Annotated in this window: 11 protein-coding genes; 7 read left to right on the top strand and 4 right to left on the bottom strand. The window is 55.4% G+C overall.

The window, feature by feature from the left end; genetic code table 11:
- Window positions 1–51: 51 nt before the first annotated feature.
- From OHL22_RS03135 to OHL22_RS03125, 3 genes are all read left to right on the top strand, one after another.
- On the top strand, window positions 52–2796 hold the full coding sequence (locus OHL22_RS03135) for an LptA/OstA family protein (RefSeq protein ID WP_263333089.1): 2745 nt from the start codon (window positions 52–54) through the stop codon (window positions 2794–2796).
- A gap of 97 nt (window positions 2797–2893) precedes the next feature.
- Window positions 2894–3622 carry an LPS export ABC transporter ATP-binding protein gene (gene lptB, locus OHL22_RS03130; protein ID WP_263333087.1) on the top strand — a complete coding sequence of 243 codons (729 nt, stop codon included), beginning with the start codon at window positions 2894–2896 and terminating at the stop codon, window positions 3620–3622.
- Window positions 3623–3894: 272 nt separating this feature from the next.
- On the top strand, window positions 3895–5688 hold the full coding sequence (locus OHL22_RS03125; RefSeq protein WP_263333085.1) for an RNA polymerase factor sigma-54: 1794 nt from the start codon (window positions 3895–3897) through the stop codon (window positions 5686–5688).
- Between the two features lie 35 nt (window positions 5689–5723).
- On the opposite strand, the gene OHL22_RS03120 is transcribed toward OHL22_RS03125, so the two are convergent.
- Entirely contained in the window at window positions 5724–7220 is a 1497-nt protein-coding gene (locus OHL22_RS03120; protein ID WP_263333083.1) for a retropepsin-like aspartic protease, read from the bottom strand.
- Window positions 7221–7387: 167 nt separating this feature from the next.
- On the opposite strand from OHL22_RS03120, the gene OHL22_RS03115 reads away from it, so the two are divergent.
- Window positions 7388–9871: a serine/threonine-protein kinase gene (locus tag OHL22_RS03115; protein ID WP_263333081.1), complete on the top strand. Its 2484-nt coding sequence runs from the start codon at window positions 7388–7390 to the stop codon at window positions 9869–9871.
- 5 nt (window positions 9872–9876) lie between these two features.
- Here OHL22_RS03115 and OHL22_RS03110 read toward each other — a convergent pair whose 3' ends face one another.
- Complete coding sequence (locus OHL22_RS03110) at window positions 9877–10761, bottom strand: DUF92 domain-containing protein (RefSeq protein WP_263333079.1); 885 nt, start codon at window positions 10759–10761, stop codon at window positions 9877–9879.
- Window positions 10762–10921: 160 nt separating this feature from the next.
- Here OHL22_RS03110 and OHL22_RS03105 point away from each other — a divergent pair, with 160 nt between their 5' ends.
- Window positions 10922–12649: a YncE family protein gene (locus OHL22_RS03105; RefSeq protein WP_263333077.1), complete on the top strand. Its 1728-nt coding sequence runs from the start codon at window positions 10922–10924 to the stop codon at window positions 12647–12649.
- Window positions 12650–12746: 97 nt separating this feature from the next.
- Here OHL22_RS03105 and OHL22_RS03100 read toward each other — a convergent pair whose 3' ends face one another.
- Window positions 12747–13565, bottom strand: a complete 819-nt coding sequence (locus tag OHL22_RS03100; RefSeq protein ID WP_263333076.1) for an anti-sigma factor — start codon at window positions 13563–13565, stop codon at window positions 12747–12749.
- The gene (locus tag OHL22_RS03095) at window positions 13562–14083 is read right to left on the bottom strand and encodes a sigma-70 family RNA polymerase sigma factor (protein ID WP_263333074.1); all 522 of its coding nucleotides are present in this window, start codon (window positions 14081–14083) and stop codon (window positions 13562–13564) included. The genes OHL22_RS03100 and OHL22_RS03095 overlap by 4 nt, the downstream gene beginning before the upstream one ends.
- 183 nt (window positions 14084–14266) lie before the next feature.
- Here OHL22_RS03095 and OHL22_RS03090 point away from each other — a divergent pair, with 183 nt between their 5' ends.
- Together OHL22_RS03090 and OHL22_RS03085 are read left to right on the top strand one after the other, a co-directional pair.
- Window positions 14267–15049, top strand: coding sequence for a TlyA family RNA methyltransferase (locus tag OHL22_RS03090; protein ID WP_263333072.1), 783 nt, complete (start codon window positions 14267–14269; stop codon window positions 15047–15049).
- Between the two features lie 23 nt (window positions 15050–15072).
- Entirely contained in the window at window positions 15073–15987 is a 915-nt protein-coding gene (locus OHL22_RS03085) for an NAD(+)/NADH kinase (protein ID WP_263333070.1), read from the top strand.
- Window positions 15988–16059: the final 72 nt, after the last annotated feature.

Raw genomic sequence — 16059 nt, 5'->3', positions numbered from 1 at the left:
GCCGGGGCCGATCTTTGTGTTGATGGGAATGATTTGGAATCGAGTCGCTGAATGAGTGTCGCCACATCCAAGCCCCGGATCACGATTGAGCGGCTGCGTACGCTGGTGCTCATCGGTGGCGTTTTGCTGGTGCTGGTGATTGCTGCTGTATTGATTGGCGGCAAATGGGTGCGTCGCTATATCGAGAAAGACATTCCAGGGCGGCTTGGCATCAACATTGTGCAGCAGGCGGATGGGGTCGATTACTCACAGACGCGCAAGGGCAAGACGATTTTTAAGATCCATGCCAACCGCGCAATCAAGCACAAGAGCGACGGCAGTGCTGTGTTGCAGGATGTTCGGATTGAACTCTACGGTGAGGACGGTACCCGTACGGATACGATCTCGGGCAAGGAGTTCGAGTACAACCCAAGCCAGGGGATTGCCACAGCCGCAGGTGAAGTGGAGATCACAATGGTGCGGCCAGGGGAAAAGCCCGCGGTGGCAAAGATGCCGATGCCTGGCTTGAAGACGAAGGCTGGCTCGAAAGGCACGCCTCAAGGGGCTAATAAATCAGGTGCGGCACACGGCTCCGCGGCAGGCAATTCGGCGGCATCAACCAATCCCGGATTGCATGGCTTGCCTCAGGCGATCACGGACGAGCAGATTCATGTAACGACCAGTGGTCTGGTCTTTCATCAAAAAGAGGGAATCGCGACTACCACGCAACACGTGGATTTTGCGCTGCGGCAGGGAAGCGGGTCGGCAAACGGAGCGACGTATGACTCGCAGAATGGCAGCCTGGTACTGGATCACGATGTGCAGATTCATGTGCAGAGAAACGCCGCAACGGCGCAGGCTCCAGTGAATATCTACGCAGCGCATGCGGAGTTTGAGCACGATGCGATGACCTGCCTGCTGACCGATGCAAAGGCTGATTCCAATGGAGACAATGCGCAGAGCGGATACGCGCTCTTGTATCTGCGTGATGATGGCTCGATTTCGAAGCTGGATGGTTCAAAGGGGGTCACGCTCAAGACGGAAAAGGGCGGCCTCATTACGGCTCCGAATGGAACGCTTGATTTCGATGCGGAGAATCATCCGGCAAAGGGCGTTTTGCAGGGAGGAACGAAGTTTGGTTTGACACAGCCGGATCGAACGGTTGAGGGGACCTCTCCGGTTGCTCATCTCACGTTCGATAAACAGGGACAGTTAAGCCAGGCTCATCTTGAGCAGGGTGTGGAGTTTCATTCGCGGCAGCAATCTGTCTCCGCAAAGAATGTGCCGGTTGTTGTGACTCGCACATGGAAGTCACAGACCGCGGATATTTCGTTTGCTCCTCAGCCATCACAGACGAATCAATCGAACAAAAATGGCCAGAGGCAGGCGAATGCGTCATCGGCTCATGTTGAGGCGCGTACTGTACAGGGAAATGGCGGAGTGACCGTTACGTCTGAGACAACTTCAAACGGTGTCTCTTTACCTTCGCGGTTGTCCGCGGATGCGCTGACGGCTGAACTCGGTTCAGACCACGCATTATCTGAACTGAATGCGTCAGGTCGAGTGAGTTTTGACGAGCGGGGAGTCAAAGGCGATCACGATAGCGGAAGTTCCGATCAACTCGAGGTTCATTTTTTCCCGGCTGGGTCTCCACAGGGAAAAAGTGGTGGAAAGACGACATCTGGCGGCGGAGTGGATGCGTCGCAGGTGGCATCTATCGTGCAGACCGGGCATGTCATTCTCATTCAGGACGCGGCGGCTCGCGATGGCCGGAGTTCCGAGCAGACCTCAGTGCGGGCAGTCGCGGAGCGGTCGGAATATAACGGCTCCAACCAGATGGTGTATTTGTCTGGAAGCCCGCGGGTTCGCGATGGCGGGATGGACATTGCTGCTGACCGGATCGATCTGTCTCGTGCTTCCGGAGATGGGCTCGCGCGAGGCAACGTTCGCATCAGCTGGGTATCTGCGGGAACTTCAGGAACGGCTGCGCCCGGAAGTTCGCTATTAGGAAATAGAGGAAGTGATTCAGGAGCGAATGACCCGCTGAATGCGGTTGCCGCAGAAGCGGAGTTGCATAAGTCCACGCAGGAAGTGGTTCTGCATGGCGGGAGCGGTAGTTCCGATGCGCTGCATGGAGATGTGCGTCTCTGGCAGGGGGTTAATTCTGTGGCCGCTCCGGTGATTACATTGAATCGGCAGAAGCAGACACTTGATGCGCAGGCTGGCGGTGTAGATAGCCCTGTTAAGACAGTGCTGATGGGAAGTTTAGGTAATGCGCTGAGCACACCTAGGAACTCCAATAAAGGATCTGCGAGCCCCGGTGCAAAGAGTTCCGACGCTCCATCTTTGATCCGTGTCCGAAGTGGCTCGCTTCACTACTCTGACGGTGAACATCTCGCCGTCTTTCAGAGCGGGTTGCTACCAAACGTAGTCGCTCAGGCCACGGGGTCCGATGGCCTGTCTACCATCTTGGCACAGCAGGTTGACGTAACACTCACACCCCGGTCTTCCGCTTCTCATGCGTCTGCGCAGGGTAACGCCACTCATGAGCCGCAGCGTTCGATCGATCATCTCGTAGCGACGGGAAAGGTGAGGATTGACTGGCCTGATCGCCGCGGTACTGGCGAGCAGCTTGTATATCGTGGAGAGGACGGCACCTTTACACTGACAGGATCGGCGACGGTTCCGCCGCGGATTACGGATGAGGTGCGCGGTTCGATTTCAGGGAAAGCGCTGGTATACCATAGCCGCGATGCGAGCGTCACTGTAGAAGGCGATGGTGGCAAAACAGTTACGGATACGCGGTCAAAGAAATAATCGGATGTGGTCTGGTCCGGTCAACGCAATTTTTGATCAGGGCGGAAAGTAAAGATGCTTTCCGTCAACGGATAACGCGTAAGAATTTTGGATCGAGATGCAGACACTTAGTGCCGAAGGAATCGGCAAAACGTATGGCGGGCGACAGGTCGTTCGCGAGGTCAATCTTAGCATTTCCCGCGGAGAAGTGGTGGGTTTGCTTGGACCCAATGGAGCGGGCAAGACGACCAGTTTTTACATGATCGTCGGATTGGTGACGCCGGAAAGCGGGCGGGTGATGGTTGACGATCAGGACATAACACGTGTTCCGATGTACCTGCGCGCGCGAAGCCATGGCATCAGCTATCTTCCGCAGGAGCCCTCGGTCTTTCGCAAGCTGACGGTGGAAGAAAATATCATGGGGATACTCGAGGCGCAGCCGATCTCGGATCATGAGCGCCGGGTGAGGACGGAGCGGCTGATACAGCAACTCAACCTGCGGCATATACGGACCACGAAAGGCTATGCTCTCTCTGGTGGTGAGCGCCGGCGCGTGGAGATTGCACGCTGTCTCTGTATTCAGCCGAGCTTCTTACTGCTCGATGAGCCGTTCAGCGGTATCGATCCGATTGCGGTTTTAGATCTGCAGAAGATCATTTTTGACTTGAAATCGAGCGGAATTGGGATTCTGATTACGGATCACAACGTCCGGGAGACGCTTTCCGTAACCGATAGGGCGTACATTATTGCGGAGGGGAAGATATTCAGGACGGGCACTCCCCATAAGCTGGGCAATGACCCGGATGTGCGACGTATCTACCTCGGAGAGGGATTTTCGCTCGACTGAAAAAGGCTTTCCATAGAGGCAGGAAAGCAAACGAACAGATGTCGAGACCGTCCATTGGGGATGAGCTGAGGAGCGGACGGGTACTTGAACCAGGCACTCAGGAAATAAAGCATGCGTTTTCATTGAACTTCCAAGTGCTGATGAGACTATGGGAATTTCCAAATTGCATGCTGCCCATTCCGGTACACCTGTCCTGTAACGAGACAAGTTGACGGACGGGAACTTCGCAACGGATTTACACTTAGAGGAACTCAGACCGGGGAAATCACGCTATGCCACTTCTGCAGCCAAGACTGAACCTGAAAGTCGCCCAGCGTCAGATATTGACGCCCGGGCTGATGCAGATGGTCAGTCTGCTTGCGCTGAACAAGCTTGAGCTGACGGAGATGATCAATGCGGAGATGATCGAGAATCCGGTGCTTGAGGAGATAGATGAGTCTGTTCCGATTCTCGATGAGGTTGGCGGCAAAGAGGCGATGCGGGACAGAGTTGAGGAGGCGCCTCCCGTAACGGTCAAAGATCCGTTTGAAGAAATTGATTTTGGCTCCTATTTTCAGGAATATCTTGATCCGGGTTTCCGAACCACGCAGGAATATGAGGAGTCGGATAAACCTTCTTTTGAACAGTTTTTGTCTCAGCCGACAACACTGACGGATCACCTGGAGTGGCAGCTTGGCTCGATGGTGCTCGATCCACAGATAAGAGATGCTGCCGAATATCTCATCGGCAATCTGGATGAGAACGGATATCTCTCCGCACCGCTCGAAGATCTCGCCGAGGTATATGCGGAGGGAGACGCAAACGGGCCTGTAATGGATCTTCTGCGGAAAGCTCTCGATGTGATTCAGCGGCTTGATCCTATTGGAATAGGGGCGCTTGATCTGAAGGATTGCCTAAGGATTCAGTTGGAAGCGCAGCGGCGTGAATTGGAACTTGTATTTGCCAGGCAGGGGAATCAGGCAAAACCTGGGAAAGAGAGCTTGCAAACGATCTCTCAGGTTGAGAAGTGGGATCACCCGGAAAATGACAGCGAAGATTTGACGGATGCGGTGGCGGGAGCGTTGGAAGAAGATTTGCGCCCGCTCGCTTACGTGGTAGATCCATCCGCTGCACCACTATCCAACGGCCATGCCGTGAGCGGTGATGTTGCGAATGGGCATCATTATCATTCCAAAGGCCATTTCACGCTGAATGTGGCTGCAAGTCTGGATGATGGGTTCCACGCGCGGGAGGAAGATGTACTGCGCAATCGCCGTCAAAGTTTTGAAACAGCGATAGCAATTGTGCTGAATTGTTTGCCGTTGCTTCAGAAGCGCGACCTGCGCGAGATTTCGCGTGCGGTTGGGGCTCCGATTCCAGAGATAAGCAGTGCCATTGAGTTGATCCGAACGCTGGATCCCCGGCCCGGACTTCGCTACAACCGGGAACAAGCACGGCTGATCGAGCCGGATGTGGCCTTTGTGAAGCGGGGCGATACTTGGGCCGTGGCCATGAACGAAGAGGACATGCCAAGCTTCCGGCTGAGCCAGCGCTACCGGCGTATGCTCACGTCGGAAGGCACAGACAAAGAAGTCAAAGACTATGTGAAGGAGCGCTTCCGTTCGGCGATGCAGTTGATGCGGAACATCGCTCAACGGAAGAGCACGATCCTGCGAACATGCGAAGTGATCGTGCGCAGGCAGCAGGATTTCCTGGAGCACGGAATCGAGGCTCTGCGGCCGATGATGATTAAGGAAGTTGCCGAGGAGATTGGAGTTCATCCATCCACGGTGAGCCGTGCAGTCGCCAACAAATACGCGCATACACCTCAGGGTGTGATCGAGTTGCGTGCCTTTTTCTCTGAAGGCGCGAATGGACCTGAGGGAGCTGATACGCCGCTGGTCGTGCTCAAGCGGATGGTACGCAAGCTTATTGAAGATGAAGATCCAAGGCGGCCGCTCACGGATGATCAACTGGCGACCATGCTGCAGGCGCGCGGCATCCAGGTGACTCGCCGCACGGTAGCGAAATATCGTGAGGATATGAACATTTCCTCAACGCATCAACGGCGGCGCAGGGAAGTTTAACGAAGTTCGATTAACGAATATCGACTCTTGAGCAGCTATTCGTTCTTTACGCCGAAGCGCATCGTCCGATAGTCAAAGGTGTAGCTTTTCAATTCTTCCAAGGCGTCCATGCCGAGAGTGCCATACGTGTCATCGATGGCGGCATTTCCCATTGGCTGCGTGAGCACTTGCACGAAGTGCAGCGTCAGCGGCGTTTTGCCTACCTGCAGTGTTGTGGTTTCATCCACGTATGCAGGTTCAGGCGGAGCGCTTGTGAAGCCCGGCATGGCAAGCAATTGCATTTTTTGGCCGGCAAAGGAGCTTTCATGCTCGGCGTAATAACGAGAGGTTAAATAAGTCTGCTGGCCCGCCGCATCGACTACAAACATTCGTTCATCGCCGGGCTTGCCGAGCGCCGTCAGAATGCGGTCTCCGTCCAGATAGAATGGTGCGCCTCCGGTGAATCGTTCTCCTTTTTGGCCGGGTTGTACCTGAATGTCTGAGTTTTGAGTGATGGTGATGCTGCCGAGTGCCGATACGGCCGGATAGCCCAGAACACCGCGAACGCGATAATCCGAACCAGGGAAGTAGTAGTCGATATCGTCGTAGACGAAGGCCGTCATGTTGCGATAGGTGACCGTTCCGATGGTGAAGCGCGGAATTACAGTTGCGCGGACTTTGATCGGGTGTCCAGTGAGCGAAGTGACGATGGCGGAAGCGTCAGACAGTTTTAGCCCGACGGACTTTGCAGTTGAAAGACAGACGAGATTGAAGGGAGAGGTTGGATCGAGCATCCAGTCGTGTGATTCGCCGTCCACGAAGACTGGAACATCGGTAAGACCAAGCCCGTCGCGGTCAAACGGGAGGGTGAATGGTTCGCCAGCTTCGATGGCCATGGGAGGGTTTTCGCGAACGAGCGGCAAGAGCTTGATAGGTAATTCGATATCCGACCGTTCATCTTTGGTGAGCGTTTTGGAAAAGCGATACTCATATTCGAGATAGGCTTGATTGGCTTCAGCCCATCTGCCTGCACGCAGATAATCCTCGGCCAGCGATTTGCGGAGGAGTTTTTCCTCTTCAGTTGGCTGGCTGGTCCGCAGCTTGTCTAGCAGCGGCTGCAGCAGTTTGATGGATTCTTCCGGCTTATTTTCGCGGTTTGCCAGGACGCCGCGGAAGAGCTGCTTTTGGTCGGGCGTAAGGCTGCTGGAGTGGCTGTCGCTGTCGGAGTCCTCCAGCACTTGCTGCATCTCGTGAAAATCGTGATCGGCCAACAATCGCTCCAGACGATTGAGGAGACTCAACGTGCCGAATTCCGAACCTGTACGCACATCGGCGGCGCGCCCTGGTTGTTGGGATGGCTGCGGTGCGGGGGCATCCTCTGGCTGTGCGAGTTGTATGGGCGGAAGCGCAGGGGCTGGTTTGGCGGGTTCCTGCGCGTGAACATGGAAGGTGACGGCGATCAGCGGCAACAGCGCCCATCCGAGCGCGAGAAACCAATGTGAAAGAGGCTTGTCGAGGCCTGATTTGCGAGGCCAGGAATCCCATACAACCATAGGTACGAAGGTACCAGATTTGAGTGGCGGCGAAAGATGCGATGGCGGGGATGAGCAATGGCGTCTGCGCCTGTGTATAACGCGGAGATTTTGTTCGATTACGGACACTCGTGCAAGCCATCTGTTGAGACTTCATTTATGCGCTTCCCGCTACACTAAAGCGAGCCATGAAACGCAGAATGATCGAGCACTATGAGATTGACCGCCGTCTCGGCGCAGGAGGCAGCGGGGTTGTGTATCTGGCCAATGACACGCTGCTGACACGGCCTGTGGTGCTGAAGATTCTCCGTCGCGGCTTGCTGACGCAAGAGCAGATGCGCAACACGGTGTTGCGTGAGGCTAGGTTAGCATCGGCGATCGAGCATCCGAACGTCTGCGCTATTTACGAAGTTGGCGAGACCGGAGACGAATCTTACATCGTTATGCAGTTCGTGCCCGGTCAGTCGCTCGACAAGCTTATTGAGCGAGGGCCGGCAAATGCTCAACTAGTGCTTTCTGTCGGTATTCAGGTTGCCGACGGTTTGCAGGCTGCACATGCGCTGGGCATCTTTCATCGCGATCTGAAGCCGCAAAACGTGATGCTTACGGACGGCGGTCTGGTGAAGATTCTGGATTTTGGCCTGGCTCGGCGGCTGCATCCGGAAGAAGCTGGATTCGATCCGGCAAAGCCCGCAATGGCGCGTTCGGCGTCTCTTGCTGAGACTTATACCGCACGAGGCGGCACCATCCGCTATATGGCGCCTGAGCAGTTTGTGACGGGGCAATCCAGCGTCCAGTCCGATATCTGGGCCCTGGGAGTTTTGCTTTACGAATTGGCAAGCGGACGGCATCCGTTTGCGCGGCCGGAGGCCGAGGATTTTCAGATCATCCGGTCGATTCAGTTTTCCGATCCGCCGGATATGGATGCGATCGTGCCGGATGTATCGATTGAGTTGAAGAGTGTGATTTCTGCTTGTCTTGAAAAGAATCCTGCGTCGCGGTATGCCTCGGCGGCAGAAGTTCGAGAAGCGCTCAAGACGATCATGAAGGCGATGCAGTTTGAGACGGGGAGCATACCCGGCGAGGCTGCGGCAAATCTGGTAACGACCGGTCCGGAGGCAGAAAAGCGGACTACGAGTTTTCTCTCGATGCTGGCTGAGCGGTTCCGGGAGTCTTCGTCGGAAGCTCCGCAGCAGAACTCGCTGGTGGTTTTGCCTTTCAACAATCTCGGCACGACCGACGCGGCTCCTTTGTATGGTTTTGCGTTGGCGGATGCGATCGCAGCACGACTGGCTCGCATTCCGTCGATTGTGGTGCGCCCATCCAGTTCCCTGATGAGTCTGTCGGCATCGCAGCTTGTGCAACTGGATCCACTGGATTTAGGGCGAAGATTGCTGGTTTCGTATGTGCTGGCGGGCAATTTTATGCGTTCAGAGCAGGGATTTGATCTGAACTGGCAACTGCTGGATGTGCAGGCGCAGAGTGTGCGCTCCGGGGGAACGATCAGTGTTGCGTCTTTTGATCTGATCGCTGTGCAGAACGAGATTTCCAACGAGGTATTTGCTGTTTTGCAGGGAGTGGGTGGTGTAGAAGCGCGTGGGTCGCAGGCCGAGAGCCTGAGAGCAAACGTGCGAGATGCCTCGCTTCCAGAAACCGTCTCGGAAGACTACCTGCAGGCACGTGCTCTGTTGAGCTCGTTTATGACCCGCACCAGTGCGCGAGCGGATCTCGACAAGGCGCGGGAGTTGTTTGAACGGGTAACGAAGAGCGATCCCGAGTTTGCCGCTGGATGGTCGGGGCTGGGCATTGCGGAGTTGCAGTATGTGCGTCATGGGTATGCGGGACAGATTCATGTGATGACGGCGCGGCGGGCTTTTGATCTTGCGTACAAGCTCGATCCAGGATCGACAGAGGCAAATCTTTACCGCATTTACATGCTGCTGTCACGTGGTGAGAAGGAGTCCGCGCGGCATGGTATCGCAAATCTGCTGATCTCGGCTGCCAACGACTGGAACGTACACATGGTTGCGGGCATTACGCTGCGTATCGACGGCATGTATGACGAGGCTTTAAGCCAGTTCAGTGCGGCGCTCAAGCTCAATCCTGCCAATGCCGCGGTGCTGTACAACCATCGCGCACGTGTTTACCAGTACCGGAACCAGTTGGATGTGGCGGGCGACGAACTGGCGAAGGGGCTCGCGCTTGAGCCGAAACATCCATTGTTGAGAACGTCGGCGGGCTACCAGCAGATGCGTTTGGGCAATGTGCTCGAGGCGATTGCGCTGCTTGAGGCCGTGATTCGGGATGATGAATCCATGCGCATTGCCGTGCCTACGCTGGCGCTTTGCTACGTACAGGCGGGCGATCGCACTCAGGCTGCTGCGTTGCTGAAAGATGACACGCTGGCGGCAGCGGAAGCAGATTCAGAGATGGCTTACCGGCTTGCCTCGTATTTTGCCGTCGAAGGCGATGCAAGCGAAGCGCTTCACTGGCTGCGGCGCGCGATTTATCTGGGAAATGAAAACTATCCGTGGTTTTCAAAGAACCCCGCCTGGACAAATCTGAAAACTAATGCGGATTTTGACCGGATTCTGGAAGATCTGAAGAAGGCATACCGCAAGAATCAGAAGATATGGAAGAGGTTGCTGGAGCAGGTGGAAACGGGGAACTGACGTCTTCAGTCCATTGGATGGGCCAGCATCCAGAGCAGCCAGAAGAGCAGGGAAAAGCCGACGGCAGCGAGGGTTGAAGAGAAGTTGACGGCGTCATTGTTGAGCCAGCCACGGCGCTCGATCAAATCACCGAGGACGCTGTCAAAAAGTAGTCCGCCGATTCCGCCTGACGAACTCATTCCGAATACGAGCCACGCATCTTGTGAATGAAAGGACCAGGTTCCCGTTCCCCACACTGCGACAGCCGCAACGATTGCTGCTGCGATGATGCCGGAGAACGTACCGACCAGTGTGATTCCGCCATCCGTGCCTGGCGGCACAAGGCGGAACGTTGTGATTGAGCGCGGCTGGCCGCCGAAAACCTGGCCGATTTCGGAGGAGACGGTGTCAGCTGTCGCCTCTGCCAGCGCGGCTATTGCGAGGACCAGATTCAGGTAAGCAGCGTTTTCCGCGAAGCGATTGAAAGATAAGGACGCAGTCGCGGCGAGAGCCGCAATTCCCAGATTGGCGGCAACCTGAGCGGCATTTCGTCCGCGTTTATTTTCGGCCGTGCCGAGACGTTCCTTTTGTGATTTGCCGATCTTGGTGGCGGTGAAGGCCAGGAGAAAGACGGCCAGTACGGGGAGAAGAGCGCCATGCAGCCAACTCCAGGCATAGGGGAAGCGCGCGGTGCTGAACATAAGACTTGTCGTTATGATGGCGCCCGTAGCCGAGGCACCGGCAGTGCCGGCGCGAAGAAGCCAGACCAGCAAGCCAAAAGAGCCGCTGATGCCGAGGGTGGTCCACAAAACAACTGGCTGCCTGGGAGCCCACCAATAAGCTGCAAACAGGACATTGAGGGAGGTCCATGGAAGAACCAGGAGCAGGATCGCTTTTGACTGCCAGGCCAAAGACCTTTGCTCCTGCGGATTTACCATTTTTGCTCCTGGGAACCTGCCCTGCGACCCGGTGCGAAGCCAACGAACGGGGAGCTTGCACGTCCAATTGAGGATACCGGTTTCAGCCAAGGCCGTGATTTACAATCGACCAGTAAGCAGGGACAACTACTGAATGAGCAAATTTTTCCAGCAGTACTTCGGAGCCGGTCCCGGTGACGTGCGTCCGGCAGAATCTTCCGATCGTTTTTCAAAGCTTTACAGCAAGTTTCAGGTACCGCATACGGTTGCGTTCTGTGCCGCTGCAGCTTTGATTGCAGGGCTTTCTGGCTGTGGAGACAATCTGCGACCAACAGTAACCCCAATTACTGGAACCGGTCCTGCAGCCCAGCCGCTTTCCTATGCATTTGTGGTTTCGGCTCCTACGAATTCTTCAACTGCTGCAGGCTATGCAACGGTCATCGATTATTCAGGTGACACGATTATGGCCACAGCGGCTACCGGACCAAGCCCTAAGACTTTCGCGATCAATACAGGTACAGTCGGCTGGACATTGAATGAGGACGGAACTGTTTCCAATGTTCCGATATCAACGCAGCTGCAAGAGAAGAACATAACCTACAGCACCCTCAATCCGATTCCGGCTGCGGGTACGACGTCAACAGATCCTGCAGGTCTGGATCCAGTGGTAGCGCTTTTTGGTGCTTCAACAGGGCTTTTTGCATTGGATGTAAACCTGAATGAACTGGACGTGCTTACTGGCTCTCCAGATGCGTTCAAGCTGGATGTACCGGTAGATCCAACACCTGTGACTGCGGTTGGCGTGGCCGGGGCAACACGGATTTACTCGATTAGCCAGACGGTACCTTATCTGACGCCGATTACACTTGATGGGGCGCAGGTTGACGGGGGCGTCGCTTGCTCGATCGATCCACATTCCGCCGATCTGGCAGGTTTCACTGGCGTGGCGGACGGAGTCAACACTTCGTTGTACACGGTTACCTCGCATATCCCGCTTGGTGTCTGCCCGGATTACGCGGTGGGAACTCCAGACACGCGGCGGATTTATGTACTGAATCGCGGGAGCGACACGATTTCGGTCATCAATAGCCAGAATGATGCGCTGGATAGCTGTGTATGTCCGCCGGCCGGCTGCGTAAACCAGAACGGACAAACCTACACATGCCATCCGACGCTGCCGCTCTCTCTTACGGCTGTGTCGAACACCGGCATTGCGCCGCCGAACGGTACAACCGGATTGCCGCAGATTGCGGGGCCTGTGTACGCCGAATACAACGCTGCTACACAGCAATTGGTAGTGTCTAACTTCGATGGCAGCACGGTAAACATCATCGATGTCAGTCTTGATGAGTATGGCAACGATAGCCAAACCTTTGGTACGACTTACACCGTGAATGTGGGTAAGAATCCCGCTTCGGTTACTGTACTGAACGACGGCTCTCGCGCCTATACTGCGAACCAGACAGACGGCACGGTTTCGATCATTAACCTCTCAAGCCACACGATTGAGACAACTCTGGCAGTGACGGGAAATCCGCGTACTGTTGTTTCCACCCAGAACTCACTTTACGGCAAGGTCTATGTCGTTTCTCCCAACAGCCCGTACATTACGGTGATTCGTACCGATCAGGACATTGTCAGTACAACCGTGTTGGTGCAAGGAAATGCGATCGATGCGCGGTCCACGACGCAAGATGGAAGTACATCCAATACCAATCTGATCAGCCGAATGCCTGGCGCAGGCCAGCCTTGTTTCTTGCCGCTTAGCACGTTCTCATCTGCGGCCCCGGTGACGTTGGCTAACTGTTCCGCTCTTTCGGCCAGCGAGATGAGTTCAGCAACTTTGAGCACTGCGGCACGCAGAGGTTCGAAGAAGATTTAACTGGAATCAGAAGCATTAAAAAGGCCAGTCCGCCGGACTGGCCTTTTCTGTTTGGCTGGGATGAATTACGCTGCTGGATTTCTCATACAACGGCTGCCTATTGGCCACTCATGTAGATCGGCAGGGTGGGCGTGTTCGATCCTCCCTGATCTTCCACAGTTACTCCAAAACTGCTCGCCTGGACGTTGGCCGGGATTTCCGGGAAGACTATCGCCGCACTGCCTTGCAGATCAGGAGTAAATGTTCCAGCTGGAATTGGATTGCCACCGTTTGCGGGCAGAACCCATAGCTCATAGGTCTTGCCGGGAGGCGGTCCAGGCATATTGGTAGCGGTGAAAACAAGTCTTCCGTTGACCGCGGAATAGAGAACGTGTCCCTCAGGCTCCTTATTTGTATTAATGCCCCTACGCAGCGTCGCATCCTGTGCGTTGGTTCCGCGCAGGAAATCCTCCAGCTCCTGGAACTTGCTGGACTCGCGTTCGAAGCGATTGATCTCCGGCTGCATTTGCCTGAGTTGGTGAATATGGGAAAGGTCGTCGTATCCGACGAAGGTCAAAGCTATCGCCAGAGCCCCGGAGAGAATCAGAAGAGGGGCGGGCGTATCCATCCAATGACGAAAGGCTTTGGAGAAAAGATAAGCACGGCTTCTGGTCCGAATCTTTTCCAGAGCGGATGGCGAAGGGGCTGGATTGTTCAGCCTGGCGAGGAACCGTTCGCGGGCTCCGTCAGGCAACGAAGACGGCGGCTGAACCGCGCCAAACACTGCCAGGTCGGTTCGATATTGGGCCAGCCTGCCGCGGCACACGTTGCACAGCGAGATATGGGCCGTGAACTGGGTTAGTTGTGTGTCCTTGAGGGTTCCCAGGGCGTACTGGATGAGATCATCTTCTTCCAGGTGAAATGCGTGATTGCTCATACCTGCAGCGCCTTTCTCACCGTCGCCAAAGCCGAGCGAATGCGCGTCTTGACTGTCCCTAGCGGAGCACCAGTCCGTTCTGAGATCTCGATGTGGGTTAATCCGTCAAAATAAGCCATGTGCAGCGAGGATTGCTGTTCTTCCGGCAATGTTTCAACCGCTTCTCGAACCCGGTCCATCATGCGGCTGTCTTCAATAGTGCGCTGAAGATTGCGGGGCTCCGGGAGAACCATTTCTTCAAGAGGTGTCAGACGCGCCCTTCGGCGAATGACATCGATAGCGCGATTGCGCGATACCACGGCAAGCCATGATCCGAGGCTGCCTTTTTGAGATAGAAATCCGCCCGGTTGTCTCCAGACCTGGAGAAGAACCTCTTGCATGACGTCTTCGGCAAGTTCGGGCTCACGCAAAACCCGTAACGCGATCGAATAAACCAATCCTGAATACCTGTCAAAAAGCGCCGCCATGGCGGATTCATCCTTCCTGGCGACCGCTTCCAGCAGTTCGGCATCATCCATCTGAAATACTTCCGATCTTCTACCGTCGCTGCTCAGCTCGCTTAGAGTACGCAGCATGATACGTTTTGGATTGCGTGGCCACCTGACCACATCCGGCGAGTCATTGCGACGAATTACCGCATGCGTCACCTGAACTGGCTATGCAACTCGATCAACAAATACAAGAATAATAGAGTCAAGAGGATGAGTGAGACGAAGAGAGTTCGAATTGACGCGCTGCTGGTTCAACGTGGTCTGGTTCCAAGCCGGGAACGGGCGCGTGCCCTGATTTTGGCGGGCCGTGTGCTCGTGGCGGAGCAAAAAGTGGACAAGGCCGGCACCGTTGTGGATTCAGAGGCTCCCATTCGCCTGCTGGGAGAGGATCTGCGCTATGTGAGCCGTGGGGGGCTTAAGCTGGAGGCCGCGCTCCAACATTGGAAGATAGATGCTGCTGGACGGTCTTGTCTCGATATAGGGACATCGACTGGGGGCTTTACAGATTGTTTGTTGCAACATGGCGCGGCGCACGTGTGCTGTGTCGATACCGGCTTTGGACAGATTGCAATGAAACTGCGTTCCGATCCGCGAGTGCGCTTGTTTGAACGGACAAATGCGCGTTTATTAAGCCCCGGAACACTGAATCCTGCGCACGCAGGTGATCCGGAATTGACGCTGCTGGTCGTCGATGTTTCCTTCATTTCCGCTACGCTGGTTTTGCCTGCTGTAATGGCCGCAGCAACAACACTGAGAGAATTTGTAGTGCTTGTGAAACCGCAATTCGAGGCGGGTCGTGAGCATGTTGGCAAGGGAGGAATTGTGCGCGATCCGGAGGCGCATCAACTCGCTATCAGGCGAGTCAACGACTGTCTGTGCGGTCTGGGTGCAACAGCGCTCGATGTGATCGATTCGCCGATTGAGGGCATGGAGGGCAACCGGGAGTTTTTACTGCATGGGATGCTGCCTGATTCCGTAGAGGTTTCGTACTGACTGAGTGGGGTACACTGACGCAAATGACTCGAATCGCCATCGTTTCCAAGCCCTCCAAACCGGAATTGATCCGGTTACTGCCAGAGCTGGTCGACTGGCTTCGCGAACACCAATTTGAACCAGTTTTAGATAGAGAGAGCGCCTCCTATATGGTAGGGCCGGCCGCTGCATACAAAGGCGAGTCCGGATCGCTGGTTGGCGGGCTTGAGATTCGAGACAGGGTGGATTTGCCGACGGCCAAGCCGGTGCTGGTAATTGTGCTCGGGGGAGATGGCACTCTCTTGGCAGTGGGCCGCATTTTTGCCCCATCCGATACGCCGATCTTGAGCGTGAATCTCGGCTCGCTTGGGTTTCTGACCGAGGTGAGGCTTTCCAGTCTCTTTCCGACCCTCGATAGCTGGTGCGCCGATTGCCATGCCATCGATGAGCGCGCGATGTTGCATACAGATCTATGGCGCGGCGATGTTTGTATCGAAGGATTTGAAGCTGTCAACGACATTGTGTTGTCAAAAAGCGCTATTGCGCGCATGGCGGATTTTGCAGTGGAACTCGATGGGATGCTGGTAGCCAGATTTCGTGCGGACGGTGTCATTGTGTCCACTCCGACTGGTTCTACGGCGTACACACTGGCAGCCAACGGGCCCATCATGGTGCCGGGAGTTGACGCGCTGGTAATCACTCCCATCTGTCCGCATCTGCTGACACTGAGGCCGATCGTGATCCCCGGGACTGCCGGCCTGACCCTTCGAATCGAGGGGCCGAAGGGTGGACAGCCGAACTCAACGATTTTGACTGTGGATGGTCAGCAGGCGGTGGATCTGCGCATTGGAGATGAGCTTCGTTGCAGGCGGTCGGAGTACGCCGTCAAGCTGGTGCGTATCGGCGGTAACGGTTTCTTCGAGGCTTTGCGCACAAAGCTCAAGTGGGGCGAAAGATAACCCTTCCCGAATCTGCGATGACGCATGTTACACTCTCCGTCATCCGGTACAGCTATAGCTCGACATCGCTTC

The organism is Acidicapsa dinghuensis, assembly GCF_025685685.1.
Classification (GTDB): Bacteria; Acidobacteriota; Terriglobia; order Terriglobales; family Acidobacteriaceae; genus Acidicapsa; species Acidicapsa dinghuensis.
Note: the sequence above shows the minus strand (reverse complement) of the source record. Positions and strands in the feature narration are given on the sequence as shown.